The organism is Propionicimonas sp. (assembly GCF_047606205.1).
Lineage (GTDB): Bacteria > Actinomycetota > Actinomycetes > Propionibacteriales > Propionibacteriaceae > Propionicimonas.
In genome coordinates this window covers 43,267-57,211 of record NZ_JASGES010000039.1, presented here as the reverse complement: position 1 = coordinate 57,211, position 13,945 = coordinate 43,267, and the positions used below count along the sequence as shown (strand labels likewise).

General features: G+C 71.4%; 18 protein-coding genes and 1 riboswitch. Of the genes, 9 read left to right on the top strand and 9 right to left on the bottom strand.

Annotation, left to right across the window (positions count from 1 at the left end):
* Positions 1–187 precede the first annotated feature (187 nt).
* Complete coding sequence (locus QM633_RS02730) at positions 188–589, bottom strand: Fur family transcriptional regulator (RefSeq protein WP_415152188.1); 402 nt, start codon at positions 587–589, stop codon at positions 188–190.
* A gap of 170 nt (positions 590–759) precedes the next feature.
* On the opposite strand from QM633_RS02730, the gene QM633_RS02725 reads away from it, so the two are divergent.
* From QM633_RS02725 to QM633_RS02715, 3 genes are read left to right on the top strand one after another with little or no spacing between them, the layout of a single operon-like run.
* Positions 760–1,701 carry a metal ABC transporter solute-binding protein, Zn/Mn family gene (locus QM633_RS02725; protein ID WP_415152187.1) on the top strand — a complete coding sequence of 314 codons (942 nt, stop codon included), beginning with the start codon at positions 760–762 and terminating at the stop codon, positions 1,699–1,701.
* A complete protein-coding gene (locus QM633_RS02720) occupies positions 1,698–2,519 on the top strand; it encodes a metal ABC transporter ATP-binding protein (RefSeq protein ID WP_415152186.1) in 822 nt (273 codons plus the stop codon). Before QM633_RS02725 ends, QM633_RS02720 begins: the two co-directional genes overlap by 4 nt.
* Positions 2,519–3,439 (top strand): metal ABC transporter permease, encoded by a 921-nt coding sequence (locus tag QM633_RS02715; RefSeq protein ID WP_415152189.1) that lies wholly within the window; start codon positions 2,519–2,521, stop codon positions 3,437–3,439. Before QM633_RS02720 ends, QM633_RS02715 begins: the two co-directional genes overlap by 1 nt.
* Positions 3,440–3,528: 89 nt before the next feature.
* On the opposite strand, the gene QM633_RS02710 is transcribed toward QM633_RS02715, so the two are convergent.
* From QM633_RS02710 to rpmB, 5 genes are read right to left on the bottom strand one after another with little or no spacing between them, the layout of a single operon-like run.
* Positions 3,529–5,148, bottom strand: a complete 1,620-nt coding sequence (locus QM633_RS02710; protein ID WP_415152185.1) for an FAD-dependent oxidoreductase — start codon at positions 5,146–5,148, stop codon at positions 3,529–3,531.
* 28 nt (positions 5,149–5,176) lie between these two features.
* On the bottom strand, positions 5,177–6,202 hold the full coding sequence (locus tag QM633_RS02705; RefSeq protein ID WP_415152184.1) for a CobW family GTP-binding protein: 1,026 nt from the start codon (positions 6,200–6,202) through the stop codon (positions 5,177–5,179).
* Between the two features lie 7 nt (positions 6,203–6,209).
* The gene (gene rpsN, locus QM633_RS02700; RefSeq protein ID WP_415152183.1) at positions 6,210–6,512 is read right to left on the bottom strand and encodes a 30S ribosomal protein S14; all 303 of its coding nucleotides are present in this window, start codon (positions 6,510–6,512) and stop codon (positions 6,210–6,212) included.
* The gene (gene rpmG / locus QM633_RS02695) at positions 6,512–6,682 is read right to left on the bottom strand and encodes a 50S ribosomal protein L33 (RefSeq protein ID WP_415152182.1); all 171 of its coding nucleotides are present in this window, start codon (positions 6,680–6,682) and stop codon (positions 6,512–6,514) included. The genes rpsN and rpmG overlap by 1 nt, the downstream gene beginning before the upstream one ends.
* A complete protein-coding gene (gene rpmB / locus QM633_RS02690; protein WP_415152181.1) occupies positions 6,682–6,918 on the bottom strand; it encodes a 50S ribosomal protein L28 in 237 nt (78 codons plus the stop codon). The genes rpmG and rpmB overlap by 1 nt, the downstream gene beginning before the upstream one ends.
* A 51-nt stretch (positions 6,919–6,969) precedes the next feature.
* Here rpmB and QM633_RS02685 point away from each other — a divergent pair, with 51 nt between their 5' ends.
* The 5 genes from QM633_RS02685 to QM633_RS02665 are packed head-to-tail and all read left to right on the top strand — an operon-like array spanning position 6,970 to position 8,967.
* Positions 6,970–7,221 carry a type B 50S ribosomal protein L31 gene (locus tag QM633_RS02685; RefSeq protein WP_415152180.1) on the top strand — a complete coding sequence of 84 codons (252 nt, stop codon included), beginning with the start codon at positions 6,970–6,972 and terminating at the stop codon, positions 7,219–7,221.
* Positions 7,218–7,340, top strand: a complete 123-nt coding sequence (ykgO, locus tag QM633_RS02680) for a type B 50S ribosomal protein L36 (protein WP_415152179.1) — start codon at positions 7,218–7,220, stop codon at positions 7,338–7,340. Before QM633_RS02685 ends, ykgO begins: the two co-directional genes overlap by 4 nt.
* Positions 7,337–8,452, top strand: coding sequence for a CobW family GTP-binding protein (locus QM633_RS02675; protein ID WP_415152178.1), 1,116 nt, complete (start codon positions 7,337–7,339; stop codon positions 8,450–8,452). Before ykgO ends, QM633_RS02675 begins: the two co-directional genes overlap by 4 nt.
* Positions 8,452–8,622, top strand: coding sequence for a 50S ribosomal protein L32 (gene rpmF / locus QM633_RS02670; protein WP_415152177.1), 171 nt, complete (start codon positions 8,452–8,454; stop codon positions 8,620–8,622). The genes QM633_RS02675 and rpmF overlap by 1 nt, the downstream gene beginning before the upstream one ends.
* A gap of 36 nt (positions 8,623–8,658) precedes the next feature.
* Entirely contained in the window at positions 8,659–8,967 is a 309-nt protein-coding gene (locus QM633_RS02665; protein WP_415152176.1) for an HU family DNA-binding protein, read from the top strand.
* A gap of 88 nt (positions 8,968–9,055) precedes the next feature.
* On the opposite strand, the gene QM633_RS02660 is transcribed toward QM633_RS02665, so the two are convergent.
* The 3 genes from QM633_RS02660 to QM633_RS02650 are packed head-to-tail and all read right to left on the bottom strand — an operon-like array spanning position 9,056 to position 12,316.
* A complete protein-coding gene (locus QM633_RS02660; RefSeq protein ID WP_415152175.1) occupies positions 9,056–10,462 on the bottom strand; it encodes a hypothetical protein in 1,407 nt (468 codons plus the stop codon).
* 2 nt (positions 10,463–10,464) lie between these two features.
* Positions 10,465–11,292, bottom strand: a complete 828-nt coding sequence (locus QM633_RS02655) for a TIGR03943 family putative permease subunit (protein WP_415152174.1) — start codon at positions 11,290–11,292, stop codon at positions 10,465–10,467.
* The gene (locus QM633_RS02650; RefSeq protein ID WP_415152173.1) at positions 11,282–12,316 is read right to left on the bottom strand and encodes a permease; all 1,035 of its coding nucleotides are present in this window, start codon (positions 12,314–12,316) and stop codon (positions 11,282–11,284) included. Before QM633_RS02650 ends, QM633_RS02655 begins: the two co-directional genes overlap by 11 nt.
* Before the next feature lie 177 nt (positions 12,317–12,493).
* Between QM633_RS02650 and QM633_RS02645 the strand changes: the two genes are divergently transcribed.
* The gene (locus QM633_RS02645; protein ID WP_415152172.1) at positions 12,494–13,858 is read left to right on the top strand and encodes a hypothetical protein; all 1,365 of its coding nucleotides are present in this window, start codon (positions 12,494–12,496) and stop codon (positions 13,856–13,858) included.
* 29 nt (positions 13,859–13,887) lie between these two features.
* Positions 13,888–13,945: riboswitch (Fluoride riboswitch) on the top strand.

Genomic DNA, 13,945 nt, shown 5'->3' with positions numbered 1-13,945 from the left:
CGGCAACGGCGAAGGGGGCTGGCAACAGCCTTCGCAGATGGATGATCACCGCCCTTCGGGGCACAGAATCCGGCTTACAGGCCGGCTCGTCCCCATGAGTCGCTCTGACGACGGCGTGCGAAGGTCGTTTCTCGTCCATCGGGAGCCTCACACGGGGCGATCCATGCCCCATCCGCAGGCGTTTCGGTCACTGTCGGGACGCGCAGTCGGCGCACAGGCCGAAGACCTCCACCACATGGCGGGTGACGGTGAACCCGTGGCTGGCGGCTGCGGCCCGGATCCAGTCTTCGCGGACCTCGAGGTCCTCCGCCTTGCCGCAGGACTCGCAGATCAGGTGATGGTGGTGGGCGGTGGTCCTGCAGGTCCTGAACAGCTGACCGTCGGGGCCGTTCACGGTGTCCACGGCGCCGACCTGGGCCAGGGTGTTGAGCTGGCGGTACACCGTCGCCAGCCCCACCGGAGTGCCCGCCTCCTGGAGCAGGCGGTGCACCTGCGGCGCGGAAAGGAACCCGGTCGAAGCATCCAGTGCGCTGCGGATCGCGTCCTTCTGCGCCGTGCGTCGAGTGGCGGGGGCGTGGCTGCCGGGCATGGGTCACCTCCCTCTGGGCGGCTCCGGGTTCACCAGCATAGTCGCCGGCGAGTGGCGCCCGCTGGGGGCGAGCAGGTCCACTAATAAGCATGATTCTGAGAGTCGTTCGCAATAGAGTACGGTGGTTGAAGGCCCGGACGGGCCACACGACGAGCAGACGGGAACCACTGATGGAGACGAGGAGACGCAGCCTGGCCGCACTGGCCGCGCTGGCGGTGACGGCACTGGCCGGATGTGCAGGAACGACGCCGGCAGCGACGCCCGCGACGAGCGCGGCGGGATCGGCGTCCGCCGCCGCGGCGACCATCAATGTGGTGGCTTCGACCAATGTGTGGGGCGACATCGCCGGCCAGATCGGCGGCAGCCAGGTCGCGGTGACCAGCATCATCGACAACCCGGACGCCGACCCGCACGAGTACCAGGCCAGCAGCCGCAACCAGCTGGCGCTGTCCCAGGCGCAGGTCGTGATCGAGAACGGCGGCGGCTACGACGACTTCGTCGACACCATGCTGCAGGCCTCCGGCAACACGTCGGCGACGGTGCTGAACGCGGTGGACATCTCCGGCCACAAGGCCGCGGCCGGCGAGGAGCTGAACGAGCATGTCTGGTACGACTACGCCACCGTCGCGAAAGTGGCCGGCGAGCTGAAGGACGCGTTCTCGGCGGCCAGTCCCTCCGAAGCGAGCACCTTCGAGGCCAACACCAGCACCTTCCTCTCCGGCCTGGACGCCCTGAACGGCACGGTGGCCGACCTGAAGAAGAAGGACGCGGGCAAGGGCGCGGCGATCACCGAGCCGATGCCGGTGTACCTGCTGGAGGCGATGGGACTGGTCAACAAGACCCCCGACGAGTTCAGCGAGGCGATCGAGAACGACACCGACGTGCCGGCGAAGGTGTTGGCCGAGACCCTGGCGCTGTTCAGCGACCATGACGTCGCGGTGCTGGCCTACAACTCGCAGACCACCGGCCCGCAGACCGAAAAGGTGCTGGCCGCCGCGAAGGCGGCCAACGTCCCGGTGGTTCCGGTTCAGGAGACCCTGCCGGCCGGCACGAGCTACCTGGAGTGGCAGGGCGGGATCGTCGACGCACTGGGGCAGGCGCTGGCTCAGTGAGCGACCTCACCTCAACGGTGCTGGCCCTGTCGGGTGCAGCGCTCAGCCTGGGCGGCCGGGTGCTGTGGCGCGACCTCGACCTGGCGATCGGGGCGGGTGAGTTCGTGGCCGTGCTCGGTGCGAACGGTTCGGGCAAGACCAGCCTGTTGCGGGCCGTCCTGGGGGAGTACCGGCTCGACGCCGGGGAGGCCACCTTCCTCGGCGAGCCGCTGCACCGCGGCGATCACCGGATCGGCTACGTGCCGCAGCAGCGGCTCTCCGAGGCGGGGGCGATGCTGCGGGGACGCGACCTGGTCGCGCTCGGCCTGACCGGTCACCAGTGGGGCCCGGGCCTGCCCAGCCGGCGGCGCCGGGCCGCCGTGGACCGCCTGATCGCCGAGGTGGGGGCGTCGGAGTATGCCGACGCCCCGCTCGGCGAGTTGTCCGGAGGAGAGCAGCAGCGGTTGCGGATCGCCCAGGCGATGGCAGGAGAGCCGCGGCTGCTGCTGTGCGACGAGCCACTCGCGTCGCTCGACCTGCGCCGCCAGGCGGAGGTGGTCGACCTGATCGACCAGCAGCGGCGGGGACATGGTTTCGCGGTGCTCTTCGTCACCCATGACGTGAACCCGGTGCTGGAGGTGGTCGATCGCGTGCTGTACCTCGGCAACGAGCGGTTCCGGATCGGCACCCCTGACCAGGTGCTGCGCAGCGAGGTGCTCAGCGACCTCTACCAGGCGCCGGTCGAGGTCGTCCACGCCGCCGGGCGGATCCTGGTCGCCGGCACTCCCGACCAGTCCCACCACGTCGGCGAGCGGCACCACGCAGAGGTGCAGGCGTGATGGACTGGATGACCCGGCTGTTCGACTTCGCCGACTACGGCCAGCTGCTCGCCCTGCTGGCGAACTCCGTGATCGCGGGCGCCGTCCTGGGCCTGGTCGGCGGACTGGTGGCCACCTTCGTGATGCAGCGCGACCTCGCGTTCGCCGTCCACGGGATCAGCGAGCTGTCCTTCGCCGGTGGCGCGGCCGGGCTGCTCTTCGGCATCGGGGTGGTACCCGGCGCACTGCTCGGGTCGGTGTCGGCCGCCGCCCTGATCGGCGTCCTCGGAACGCGCGCGCGCCGGCGCAACTCGGTGATCGGCGTCCTGATGCCGTTCGGCCTGGGCCTCGGCATTCTGTTCCTCTCGCTGTACCCGGGGCGGACGGCGAACAAGTTCGGCCTGCTCACCGGCCAGATCGTGGCGGTCGACGACCCCCAACTGGGCGTGCTAATCGCGATCTGCGCGGTGGTGGTGGTCGGCCTGCTGGCCATCTGGCGTCCGCTCACCTTCGCCAGCCTCGATCCCGACGTCGCCGAGGCCAGGGGGGTGCCCACAGCCGGACTGTCGCTCGCCTTCATGCTGCTGCTCGGGCTCGCCGTCGCGGTCAGTGTCCAGGTCGTCGGCTCGCTGCTGGTGCTGTCGATCCTGATCACTCCCGCGGCTGCGGCGGTGCGGCTGACCCACTCGCCGACCCGGGTGGCCCTGCTGTCCATGGCCTTCGGGTTCCTCGCCATGGTCGGTGGGATCCTGCTCGCCCTGGGCGCCTCGATCCCGATCAGCCCCTACGTGACCACGATCTCGTTCGCCATCTATCTGGTCGCCACCGCCGTCGGCGCGATCCGGCAGCGGTCCGCGCGGCAGAGACGCGCGGTGCGAGCCGCCGACCAGCCGGCTCCCGAGGCGGGCCGGACGCCCGTCGTCGCGAACGAGGTCGGCTGAGCGTCGCCCCGACCGGGGCGCCCACGCCGAACGGCCGACGCCGCGCTGCGGAGGCGGGCACGGCCGAACAGGCAGGTGTGCGCCGAGGGTTACCCGCGTCGCCGAGCGCGCAGCACGACATCGTCGATGTGATGGGTGCTGACCGCCCCCACCGGGCGCGGTCGGGTCTGGTGACACTCGATCTGCCAGGTGCCCGGCCGGGCGGCCAGCGCCGCCGCGATCTCGTCCACGCCGACGTACGCCTGCGGGTCGAACATCCGGGTCTGGGTCGCGACGTCCACCGGCTCCCGCGAAGGGGAGAGATCGTGGTGGACGACCAGCAACGTCCCGCCGGGCGCCACGGCCGCCAGCAGGCTCCGTAGCCCACGCTGGTCGGGCGTCCGGGTGAAGGAGCCGTACTGCAGCGAGACCAGGTCGAAGACCTCACCGCCGTAGGGATCGGGGTCGTTGGCGTCCACCCGAAGGAGGGTGATGTCGAGCCCCCGTTCGGACGCTGCGGTTCGCACCCTGGCCAGGGCGTTGCCAGAGATGTCGGTGGCGGTGACCGACCAACCCCGTTCGGCCAGCCAGAGCGCGTCCGCTCCTTCGCCCGTGCCGACGTCCAGCGCCCGGCCCGGCGGGAGGTCGCCGGCCTCGATCACCAGGGAACCGTTGGGGTTCGTGCTCCAGGCCCGGTCCGGACCGGAGTACCGGTGCTCCCAGTCGGCCCGTTCGCCCGAACGCCGGACGGTGTCGTCCAGATCCTCCGCGGCGAGGCTGAACGCGATCATCGCACCCACCTGGCTACCCTGGGCGGCGGAAGGCAACACCTGCAGCGAGGGGTCGGTGAGGTTTCCGGCCGCGTAGATGCCTGGAACGGCGGTGGCGCCGACCTGGTCGACCTCGAGGAAGTCCCCGGCGCCGGACGGGTGGGCCGTCGTCCGCAGCCCCACTCCCGCCAGCGTCTCGGCGCGAGCCCGGAACCGGGGGCCGACGGCGACGGCATCGGCGGGCAGCAGCCGACCGTCGACGAGTTCGACGCCGCGCAGGTGCCCGTCCGCCCCGGAAACGATCCGCGAGACCTCGGTATTCTCGACCGGCACCCCGGCCGCGCGCAGACCGGCCAGCGCCACGTCATCGATCCCGGTGGGATCGTGCAGCACCACGGTCAGCCGGCCGGTCAGATGCCGCCACAGCGGCGTCGAATGGAGCCCGAGCGGCTGGCTCACGATCTGGACGACGCTGCGGTCCCGGAGCTCGAACCCGTGGCAGAACGGGCAGTGGACGACAGCTCTTCCCCACTGATCGAGGAGGCCCTCGATCGGGGGGAGGTCATCGGTCAGGCCGGTCGCGGCCAGGACGCGACGCGCCGACAGCGAGTGTCCACCGGTGAGGTCGAGCCGGAACCGGCCGCCCTCGCCGCGGCGCACGGCCGACACTCTCCCGGTGAGCACCTCGCCGCCGTAGCGGCGAACCTCCTCGCGCCCCGCGGCCGGAAGAGCGGTGGGCGGCGCCCCGTCGTATCCGGGATAGCCGTGCATGTGCGCGGCCGGGGCGTTGCGCGGGCTGCCGTCGTCCACCACCAGGACGCTGCGCCGTTGTCGCGCGAGTTGCAGCGCCGCGGCCAGGCCCGCAGCCGAGCCACCGATCACGGCCACGTCGCAGGACCGCTCCATCGTCGGCGGCCGGGAGCGGTGTTCGTGGCCGGCGTGAGTCGCGGGGATGCTCATGGACGCGACCCTACAAAGCGCAGCGGTGTCAGCATGACGAACTCCTCCCGATCACAGGTCGTGGCGGCGGTGGCGCTGGAGACGTCGGAGCCCGCCGGTGTCGCTCGCGTCGCCGCCGGCGAGCGCATCCAGTCGACGGGCGACCACGTCGTGGTCGAAGCCGGGCCCGATCAGGACCACGCTGCCGGCGGGGGGGCGTGGGCGCGCTGGCGATGTGGATGCGGCGTCCGACCAGGTTCACGTCATAGCCGCGCTGGTGCTGGCCGACCCGCACCGCGACCCGTCCCTTGGCCCGGTAGACCCCGGCCGGGGGCTGCTCGAGCAGGTCGATCAGCCTGCCGGGGGAGACCGGCCCGCTGAACCGCCCGGTCACCTGCTGGGCGCGGGGATGGTCGTGGTGGTGGCGGTGCCCCAGCCCTGGCAGGCTCGGCTGACGCACCGGCTCGCGGTCGGCGACGTCGAAGACCAGCGCCGGATCGATGGCGCCGCCGGCCGCGGTGACGAGGGTCAGGTCGGGATTGACCGAGCGGATGCGCGCTGCGATCCGGGACAGGCGTTCCCCGGCGGCGGCCGGGTCGCCGAGCAGGTCGGTCTTGTTGAGCACGGCCAGCGAGGCGGCCGCGAAACGGCGGGGTGCCGGACGGTCCGGTTCGGTGTCGAGGGTGTCGAAGTACTCCACGGAGTCGACCACCTCGACCACGCCGCCGGGACGGACCTGCGGAACGTCGCACAGCCACACCAGCCAGCTGAGCTGGCCCGGCTCAGCCACTCCACTGGCCTCGATGACGATGGCGTCCAGTGCGAGCGCCGGGCTGGCCAGCGTGCGCAACGCCTCGTCCAGGCCGGCGGTGTCGGACAGGCAGCACAGGCAGCCGCCGGCGATCGAGACCGGTTCGTCGATCTGGCCGGTGATCAGCCCGGCGTCGACGTCGACGTCGCCGAAGTCGTTGACGACCACGCCGACGCGGGCTTCGCGACGGCTCAACAGGTGGTTGAGCAGCGTGGTCTTGCCCGCGCCGAGGTAGCCGGACAGGATCACCACCGGAACGCTCATGCCACCCTCACCATGAGGACTTTCTGATGCCGGGCAGCTCGCCGTTGTGGGCCAGTTCACGGAGACGGATCCGGGAGATGCCGGCCACCCGCAGGTAGCCGCGAGGACGTCCGTCCACGGCGTCGCGATTCCGCACCCGCACCGGGCTGGCGTCCCGGGGCAGCCCGGCGAGCGCGGACTGCGCGGCCATCCGCTCTGCCAGGGTGGACGCGGTGCGCGCGCGCTCCTTCAGTTCGCTCCGCCGGGAGGCGTAGCGGGCCACCGTCCGCCTGCGGCGTTCGTTGGCTGCGATCTTCGAGGTCTTGGCCATCAGCGGGTCTCCACGAACTCGACGTGGCGACGCACCACCGGGTCGAACTTGCGCAGTCGCATCCGCTCGGGGTCGTTGCGCCGGTTCTTCCGGGTCACGTAGGTGTAGCCCGTGCCTGCGCTGGAGCGCAGCTTCACGAGCGGACGCAGGTCCTTCGCCCTGTTCGCCATCAGAATCGCACCCCTTCCCGCGCCAGCCGGGCCACCACCACGTCGATGCCGTTGCGGTCAATCTCCTTGATCCCGCGGGCGCTCACCCGCAGGGTGAGGTTCCTGCCCAGGCTGGGCACCCAGTAGCGCTTGCGCTGCAGGTTCGGATCCCAGCGGCGCCGGGTGCGTCGGTGCGAGTGGGACACGTTGTTGCCGAAACCGGGGCGGGCCCCGGTGACGCGGCAGGTGCTCGACATTCAGACTCCTATGTATACTGCGACTCGTTCTCAACTAGAGTAGCAGGAGACATGAAGAAGAACATCCATCCCCCGTACCGCCAGGTCGTGTTCCGGGACCGCTCCGCGGGCCTGGTCTTCCGGACCGGCTCAACCCTGGACTCGACCCGGACCATCGAGTTCGAGGGCGCCACCTACCCGGTGCTCGACGTGGAGATCTCCAGCGCCTCGCATCCGTTCTGGAGCGGGCGCGAGCGCATCGTCGACACCGAGGGCCGGGTCGAACGGTTCCGCCGCCGCTACGGGCAGGGCGGCGACCGATGAAGGTGCGCAACTCGCTGCGGGCGTTGAAGCGGCTTCCCGGCGCCCAGATCGTGCGTCGTCGCGGCCGGGTGTTCGTGATCAACAAGCGGAACCCGAGGATGAAGGCGAGGCAGGGGTGAAGAAGCGGATCTCAAGGCCGAAGGCAGGGCAGGTCCCGGTGATCCTGATCAGCGGGATTGCCGAGGAGCCGATGGCGGCGGCCACCATCGGGCTGCAGTGGGACCTGCCGCAGGCCGCCGTGGTGCGGCACGAGGTGGACGCGTCCCGCGAGGTGCTGGTCCGGACGGTGTCCGACCCGCGCGGCATCATCGAGCGGGTGGAGATCGGCGTCGAGCACGCCTGCGTGAACTGCGCCATCCGCGAGGACGTCGTGCCGACCCTGGAGCGGCTGGCGGCGAGTGGGCAGTGGCAGTCGCTGATCGCGCAGTTGCCGGTCACCGCGGACGCCAGCCAGGTCTGCCGGGTGATCGGCTACCACCCGCAGGCGGCGCCGCACGTCCGGGTGGCGGCCGCGATCGTGGCGCTGGAGGGAGCCAGTGCCACCACAGACCTGACCAGCGACGACCTGCTCGTCGAACGGGAGCTCCCGGTCCGCAGCGACGATCCGCGCGGCGTCGCCGAGACGGCCGCGGCCATGGTCGAGTACGCGGACGTGGTCCTCGCCGCGGGCGGCGCCGACGCGTCCGCACGCGGGCTGATCGGCAACCTCGCCCGCCCGGGTGCGGTGCTCGCCGACTCGGCCGGCGCGCTGGATGCGGAGACGCTGGCTGCCGGCATCCACTCCCACGAGCACAGCGAGGACTGGGTCCAGGTGGTCCGGCGCACTCCACTGCCCGCCAACCCCGAACCGTCGACCTGGGTGATCGACTTCACCTCCGAGCGTCCCTTCCACCCCGACCGGCTGCAGGAACGGATCGAACTGCTGGGCCGGGGCGGCCACCGCTCCCGAGGGTGCTTCTGGTTGCCCAGCCGGCCCACCCAGGTCTGCCAGTGGGACGGAGCCGGCGGCATGGTCAGCATCGGCCCCGACGACCACTGGGAGGAGGCCGATCCGTTCACCCGGATCGTGATCGTCGGCGTCGGGAACGATCGCGACACCGTCGCGGAAGCGTTCGGCTCCTGCCTGCTCACCGACGCCGAGCTGGCCGACCGCGGTCGCTTCTGGGAGGTCAGCTCCGACGGCCTGGAGCCATGGTTGGGCCCGATCCGCTCGCTGAGCATGGAGAACTGATGGCCGTCCCCAAGCGCCGTACGTCCCGCAGCCGCACCCGGCACCGGCGCTCGCAGTGGAGGGCAGCACAGCCCGACCTCGTCCCGGTGCGGATCGACGGCATCGTCCACCACGTCCCCCGCAGCCTCGTCCGCGCCCTGCAGCGCGGACTCATCGACCCACCCCGCTGAACCCGCCACGACCTGGCCAACAACAAGGAGACATCCGTGAACACGAAAGAACTGGTCGCCGCCATCGCCACCCGCACCGGACTTCCGCTCACCGGCGCCGAGGACGCCGTCCGGGCGGTCCTCGACACCATCACCGCCGACGTCGCCGCCGGGGAGAAGGTGGCCCTCGCCGGGTTCGGCACGTTCGAGGTCCGCGAACGCGGTGCCCGCACCGGCCGAAACCCGCAGACCGGCGAGCCGATGGACATCCCGGCCAGCCGAACCTGTGCGTTCCGGCCCGCCTCGAGACTGCGGGCGGCCGTCAACCTCCCGGCGGACGCGGGCGCGTCCGTCGAACCGAGGTGAGGAGCACCGCCGACCCACGACACCGCGGGACAACCCGGTAGGTGGTCCTCACCGGGCCGCCCCCAGGGCGCCGGGGCATCGGCCGGGGTCAGCGAACGGCCCACACCGGGGTCGAACCGGGGACGGTGCCGACCAGCCGGCCGGTGGTCGCGTCGACGATGGTCGTGATGGCGTGGCTGGAGGCGCCGGAGGTGAGTTCGTCGGCGGGAGCGTCGGGGGAGAGCACCGTCGCCCAGGCGAACTGGCCGTTGGGGGAGATACCGCTGTCGATCACCTGGCCCTTCGCGGGGGGAAAGCTGGTCAGGATGGTCCGGTGTCCGCCGGTGACGCGGATCAGGCGGCTGACCACGCGGCTGGACCCCCCCGAGGTCACGACCTTGTCGTTCTGGGCCACGTAGTCGTCCGGGCCGATCAGCGAGGTGCGGCCGGTGAAGCTGTCCTCGGTGTCGGCGGCGCGCTGGATGGGGGTGGTGCTGCCGGCGGTGAGGTCGAGCAGGACCGGCTTCCCGCCGGCTTCGGCGACGAGGCTGGGGTTGCCCGGGGTGAACCCGACGAGCTGGGCGAGGCTGCCGAGCGGGACCGGCCTGGTGTCGGAGTCGAGGTAGATCAGGTAGGCCTGACCGTCGAGGGCGAGCACGACCACCGCGGACACCCCGGGGACGAACCGCCAGTCCTGGACCGCGAGGGCCTGACCCGCGTTGGTGATCGCGGTGGGCGCCTGCTCGAGCTGCGTGGCGTCCTGGATGTAGAGGGTGTTGTCGTCCTGGGCGCCGGTCGCGGCGTCCGTGCCGGTGGCGGTGTAGCCGAAGCGGGTGCCGTCCGAGGACATCTGCAGCAGGGCGAGAGCGGGCACCTCCGGCGCCCGGACGTCGGCAACCGGTGCGCCGCTGTCGCGATCGGTGACGACCAGCCGGGAGGTCTGGTCGTCGGGATGGCTGATCGCCACCACGTGCGTGGGGGTCACGGTGTACTCGTCGATGCCGGCGGCGGTCAGCACGGTGCGGCGGGCGCCCGCCGCCTCGGTGACGATCTCGTCATCGGGCTGGTCGCCCGCGCCGCGATGCGCGAGCAGGGAGTAGACGTCCGCCGCAGGGGTGGTGAAGGAGTACCGCCAGTCGGCGGTGCGTCCGGTGTAGGGGCTGCGAACGCCGGTGACCCTGACCGTGTAGCCGGTCGCGTAGGCCAGGGTGGTGGCGAACCGGACCGTGACGGTGTTGTCGCGGCTGGCCACGGTGACGGCGGAGGCCGGCGTCACGCTGACCTGGCCGGCACTGACCTCGTCGATGGGCTGGCGGGACCGGAGGGTCAGCTGGGTGCCGGCACTGCTCACGGTGCGCTCGACGGCCACGGTCGCACCAGCCAGGGTGGGCCCGCGCAGGGCGCCCATCGTCCCGAGGGCTGCCGCGGCCAGGGCGAGGGCCGCGCACACGGCGAGCGCCAGCCGCCAGAACCGACCCGGGTCGTGATGCGATCTGCGTCCTACGTCAGCACTCATGGTCAGTACTCATAGGGCTGCGCGGGCTGGGGGACGACCCGGATCGAGGACGGTTCCACGACCAGGGCCTCGCCGTGGGGGGCGTGGTCGGCGGGCTTCAGCCGCCCGGCCACCTCCAGCCACTGGCCGGCCCGGTAGCTTCCGGCCCACGCCGGGACGGTGACCGGGACGCCGACCGGCTGCGCGTCGACGGTGCAGCAGGTGATCACGAACCGGGTCAGGTAGAAGGTGTCGGGCGACCCCTCGCTGGCGGTGATGAAACCGACCAGCGTGACCTGCTGGCCGGCGTAGCTGGCGGCCGCGTCCGGGGTGCTGATCAGGGCGGCCCAGTCCCGCAGCGAGAACGAGGCCGGATCGGCGCCGGCGAGCTGCGGCGTGTCGGCGCCGGTGCTGCCGGAGTTCACCGAACGTTGCTGGGCGGCGTCCGAGGAGAGCGCGGACGGCGGGACGATCAGCAGCGTCCCGATCAGGACCGCCGCTGCGGCCAACGCCGCCCAGCCCCGTGCGGAGCCGTCGCTGTGGGCGCGCACGGCGAACGACGCGAGCGCGGCCAGTCCGCCGAGAACGGCCATGACCACCGTGAACACCGTGTAGCGCGGGTGCACGTACAGGGCCAGCTGTCCGCTGACCCCCAGCCAGCAGATCCCCACGGCCCCGACGAGGGCGACCAGCAGGCCCCACGGCCGGGCTCGGCCGCTCGAGCCGGACTCGTGGCCGTGGACGTCGCTGTGGTCGTGGCCGCCGCGGGGAGCCGGCGGCGTGGGCGGGGACGTCGGCGCGAGGGTGGCGTTCTCCGGCGGCAGGAAACGGCGTCCGGGTTCAGAGGGCAAGGTTCACCCCCAGACCGATCACGAGGGTGGCGAACAGCACCAGGGCGGTGAGCAGCGCCAGGGCGCGGGTCGTGAACGTGGTGCGGAGCAGGGTGAGCATCTTGATGTCGATCATCGCGCCGAACACGAGAAAGGCGATGATCGCCCCCGGCGCGAAGGTGGCGCCCAGCGACAACGCGAAGAACGCGTCGACGTTCGAGCACATCGACACCGCGAACGCCAACGCCATCAGCATCGCCACCGAGATGGTCGGGTTGCTGCCCAGCCCGAGCAGCCAGTCCCGCGGGATGCCGACCTGGATCGCGCCGGCCAGCAGCGAGCCTGCCACCAGGGCGGGCAGCATGGTGGTGGTCTCGGTCGCGAACGCGTCCGCACTGCGGCGCCACCGGCCCCCGCCGCCGTGGTGGTCGGCGGCACAGGCGGCGATGAACCCGGGGGTGAGCAGCCGGTCGGGCGCAGGGTGCCGGGAGAAGATCCAGCCGACCAGGTTCGCGATCACGAACGCGCCGGCGACCCGGCCGGCCAGGATGCCGTCGTCGAACCCGAATGCCTGGTAGGTGGTCACGATCGTCACCGGGTTCAGGATCGGTGCGGCCATCAGGAAGGTCAGCGACTCGGCCACTCCCAGCCCGCGCAGCATCAGGCCTCGCGCCAGCGGGACGTTGCCGCACTCGCAGACCGGGAACAGCACCCCCAGCAGCGACAGCACCAGGCGGCGCAGCACCGGCCGGCGAGGCAGCACGTCCCAGACCCGGTCCGGGAGCCAGACCTGGACCAGCACCGAGATCGCGATCCCCAGGAACACGAACGGCAGTGACTCCACCATCACGCTCACCGACAAGGTGACGAAGTCCCTTGCTGCCGTCGACAACCCCGCCGTCCATGACGGCACCGCAACCACCCGCAGCACGACCAGCCCGGCCACGGCGAGCAGTCCGACCGCGGAGCGCACGACGATGCCACCGAGGCTGCGGCTTCGGTGGCCGCGCACCGGACGGTGAGGTTGCACCTGCTCAGCGATCATCACCGCACATGCTACGGGCCGGGGCTGACCGGGCCACCGCCTGCCGGGCTATGGTGGGACGGCGACGTGGCCACCACCGCCGGGACCCTGCGCCGGGCAGGCCCGGGGTCTGATGGACGAATGTTCTAATAGATGCACATATTCCCCTCATGGCAAGGTCGGATATCAGTCGAATTGATGGATGAAGTGTCAGTGCGGGATGTTTGGATAGATCTCATGGACCACACGTGGATCGATCCGGGGGCGCCGGCGATACAGCGGCTTGAGGCCGCGCTCGTGGGGGAGTCGGCGATGCAGGTGGTGAAGGCCAGGGCGATCCTGGAACTGGCGCTGGAGGCGGGTTGGTCGCCAGCCGACCGGTTCGACCTGAATGGGCGCCGGGCGGTGCGGCTCGGTGCGGACGGTACGGCTTTGGTGGATGAGGCGTTGCCCCTGGAGGTGGCGGCGCTGGCCGGGATGTCGGTGACCGCGGCCATCTGGCTGATCCGTGACGTGGTGAACCTGAACAGCCGCCACCCGGCAGTGTGGGCGGCGGTGCTGGAGGGCCGGGTGCCGTTGTGGCGGGCCCAGCAACTCTCCGGGATCGCAGAGGGCTTCGACCTGGACCGCGACGAGTGCCTGCGGGTTGATGCCCGGATCGCGGCCTGTGTCGGGGTGGTCGGCTGGCCACGGGTGGTGAACCGATTCCGGGCCTCGATCATCCAGGTTGCGCCGGGCAAAGTCGCTGCCCGGGCCGAGCGAGCTCGCTCGGGCCGGCACGTCCACAGCGGGGTTTCCGCCGATGATCCTGCGGTGGGCTGGATGAGTGCCTTGGCCGATGCCGGGGACATCCAGGCGGTCGAGCATCTGCTCGGGCTGGTCACCAGGACACTCATTGAGCATGGTGACACCGACCCGGCAGAGGTGGTCCGTTCCAAAGCGCTCGGCCGGCTCGCCGATCCCGAAGGTGTCCTCGCGTTGTTGGACGGGGTCGAGAACAGTCTTCAGGAAGCCCCGACGAACCAGAAGCGCAGTCGGCGTCGGCATGCCCCGACCGCCCAGGTGTACATCCACCTGAACCCAGACATGCTCACCAAGGGTGGCCCAGCGAGGGTGGAGGGCGTGGGCCCGGTCATGGTCGACCAACTCGCCCACCTGGTCGGGCACCACCAGATCAGGCTCACCCCCGTGGTTCAGGTGGGTGGCGCCGAGCAGCCGGTAGACGCCTACGAGATACCCGAGCCGATGCGCGAACAGGTGTGGGGCCGGGACCGGTACGAGATGTTTCCCTGGTCGGCCCGGGAAGCCCGCCACTGCGACCTGGACCACACCATCCCCTATACCGGAGGCATGCCCGGGCAGACCCGGCCTTCGAACCTCGGCCCGCTGTCGCGGCGGGCGCACCGAGCCAAGACCCACTGCGGCTGGCAGCTCGAACAACCCCGTCCTGGCGTGTTCTTGTGGACGTCGCCGTGGGGCCATCGCTACCAAGTCGGGCCCGGCGGCACGCGACGCCTCCCACGAGACCGCCCCGGGGACGACGCCAACCAACAACCGCCCTAGGCAGAGACCCACGGCCCGCCGCGTAGACTCGACGTCACGGCGATGGGGCTCGCCGCAACCGCGAACGCTGACGGTCCCTACGGGAAC

Bases quoted from the DNA above. Each gene is read 5' to 3' on its own strand.
- QM633_RS02725 (WP_415152187.1), top strand. From the start codon at position 760: ATGGAGACGAGGAGACGCAGCCTGGCCGCACTGGCCGCGCTGGCGGTG.
- QM633_RS02730 (WP_415152188.1), bottom strand. From the start codon at position 589: ATGCCCGGCAGCCACGCCCCCGCCACTCGACGCACGGCGCAGAAGGAC.
- QM633_RS02715 (WP_415152189.1), top strand. From the start codon at position 2,519: ATGGACTGGATGACCCGGCTGTTCGACTTCGCCGACTACGGCCAGCTG.
- QM633_RS02685 (WP_415152180.1), top strand. From the start codon at position 6,970: ATGAAGAAGAACATCCATCCCCCGTACCGCCAGGTCGTGTTCCGGGAC.
- QM633_RS02645 (WP_415152172.1), top strand. From the start codon at position 12,494: ATGGATGAAGTGTCAGTGCGGGATGTTTGGATAGATCTCATGGACCAC.
- rpmF (WP_415152177.1), top strand. From the start codon at position 8,452: ATGGCCGTCCCCAAGCGCCGTACGTCCCGCAGCCGCACCCGGCACCGG.
- rpsN (WP_415152183.1), bottom strand. From the start codon at position 6,512: ATGGCCAAGACCTCGAAGATCGCAGCCAACGAACGCCGCAGGCGGACG.
- QM633_RS02710 (WP_415152185.1), bottom strand. From the start codon at position 5,148: ATGAGCATCCCCGCGACTCACGCCGGCCACGAACACCGCTCCCGGCCG.
- QM633_RS02650 (WP_415152173.1), bottom strand. From the start codon at position 12,316: ATGATCGCTGAGCAGGTGCAACCTCACCGTCCGGTGCGCGGCCACCGA.
- rpmB (WP_415152181.1), bottom strand. From the start codon at position 6,918: ATGTCGAGCACCTGCCGCGTCACCGGGGCCCGCCCCGGTTTCGGCAAC.
- QM633_RS02660 (WP_415152175.1), bottom strand. From the start codon at position 10,462: ATGAGTGCTGACGTAGGACGCAGATCGCATCACGACCCGGGTCGGTTC.
- rpmG (WP_415152182.1), bottom strand. From the start codon at position 6,682: ATGGCGAACAGGGCGAAGGACCTGCGTCCGCTCGTGAAGCTGCGCTCC.
- ykgO (WP_415152179.1), top strand. From the start codon at position 7,218: ATGAAGGTGCGCAACTCGCTGCGGGCGTTGAAGCGGCTTCCCGGCGCC.
- QM633_RS02705 (WP_415152184.1), bottom strand. From the start codon at position 6,202: ATGAGCGTTCCGGTGGTGATCCTGTCCGGCTACCTCGGCGCGGGCAAG.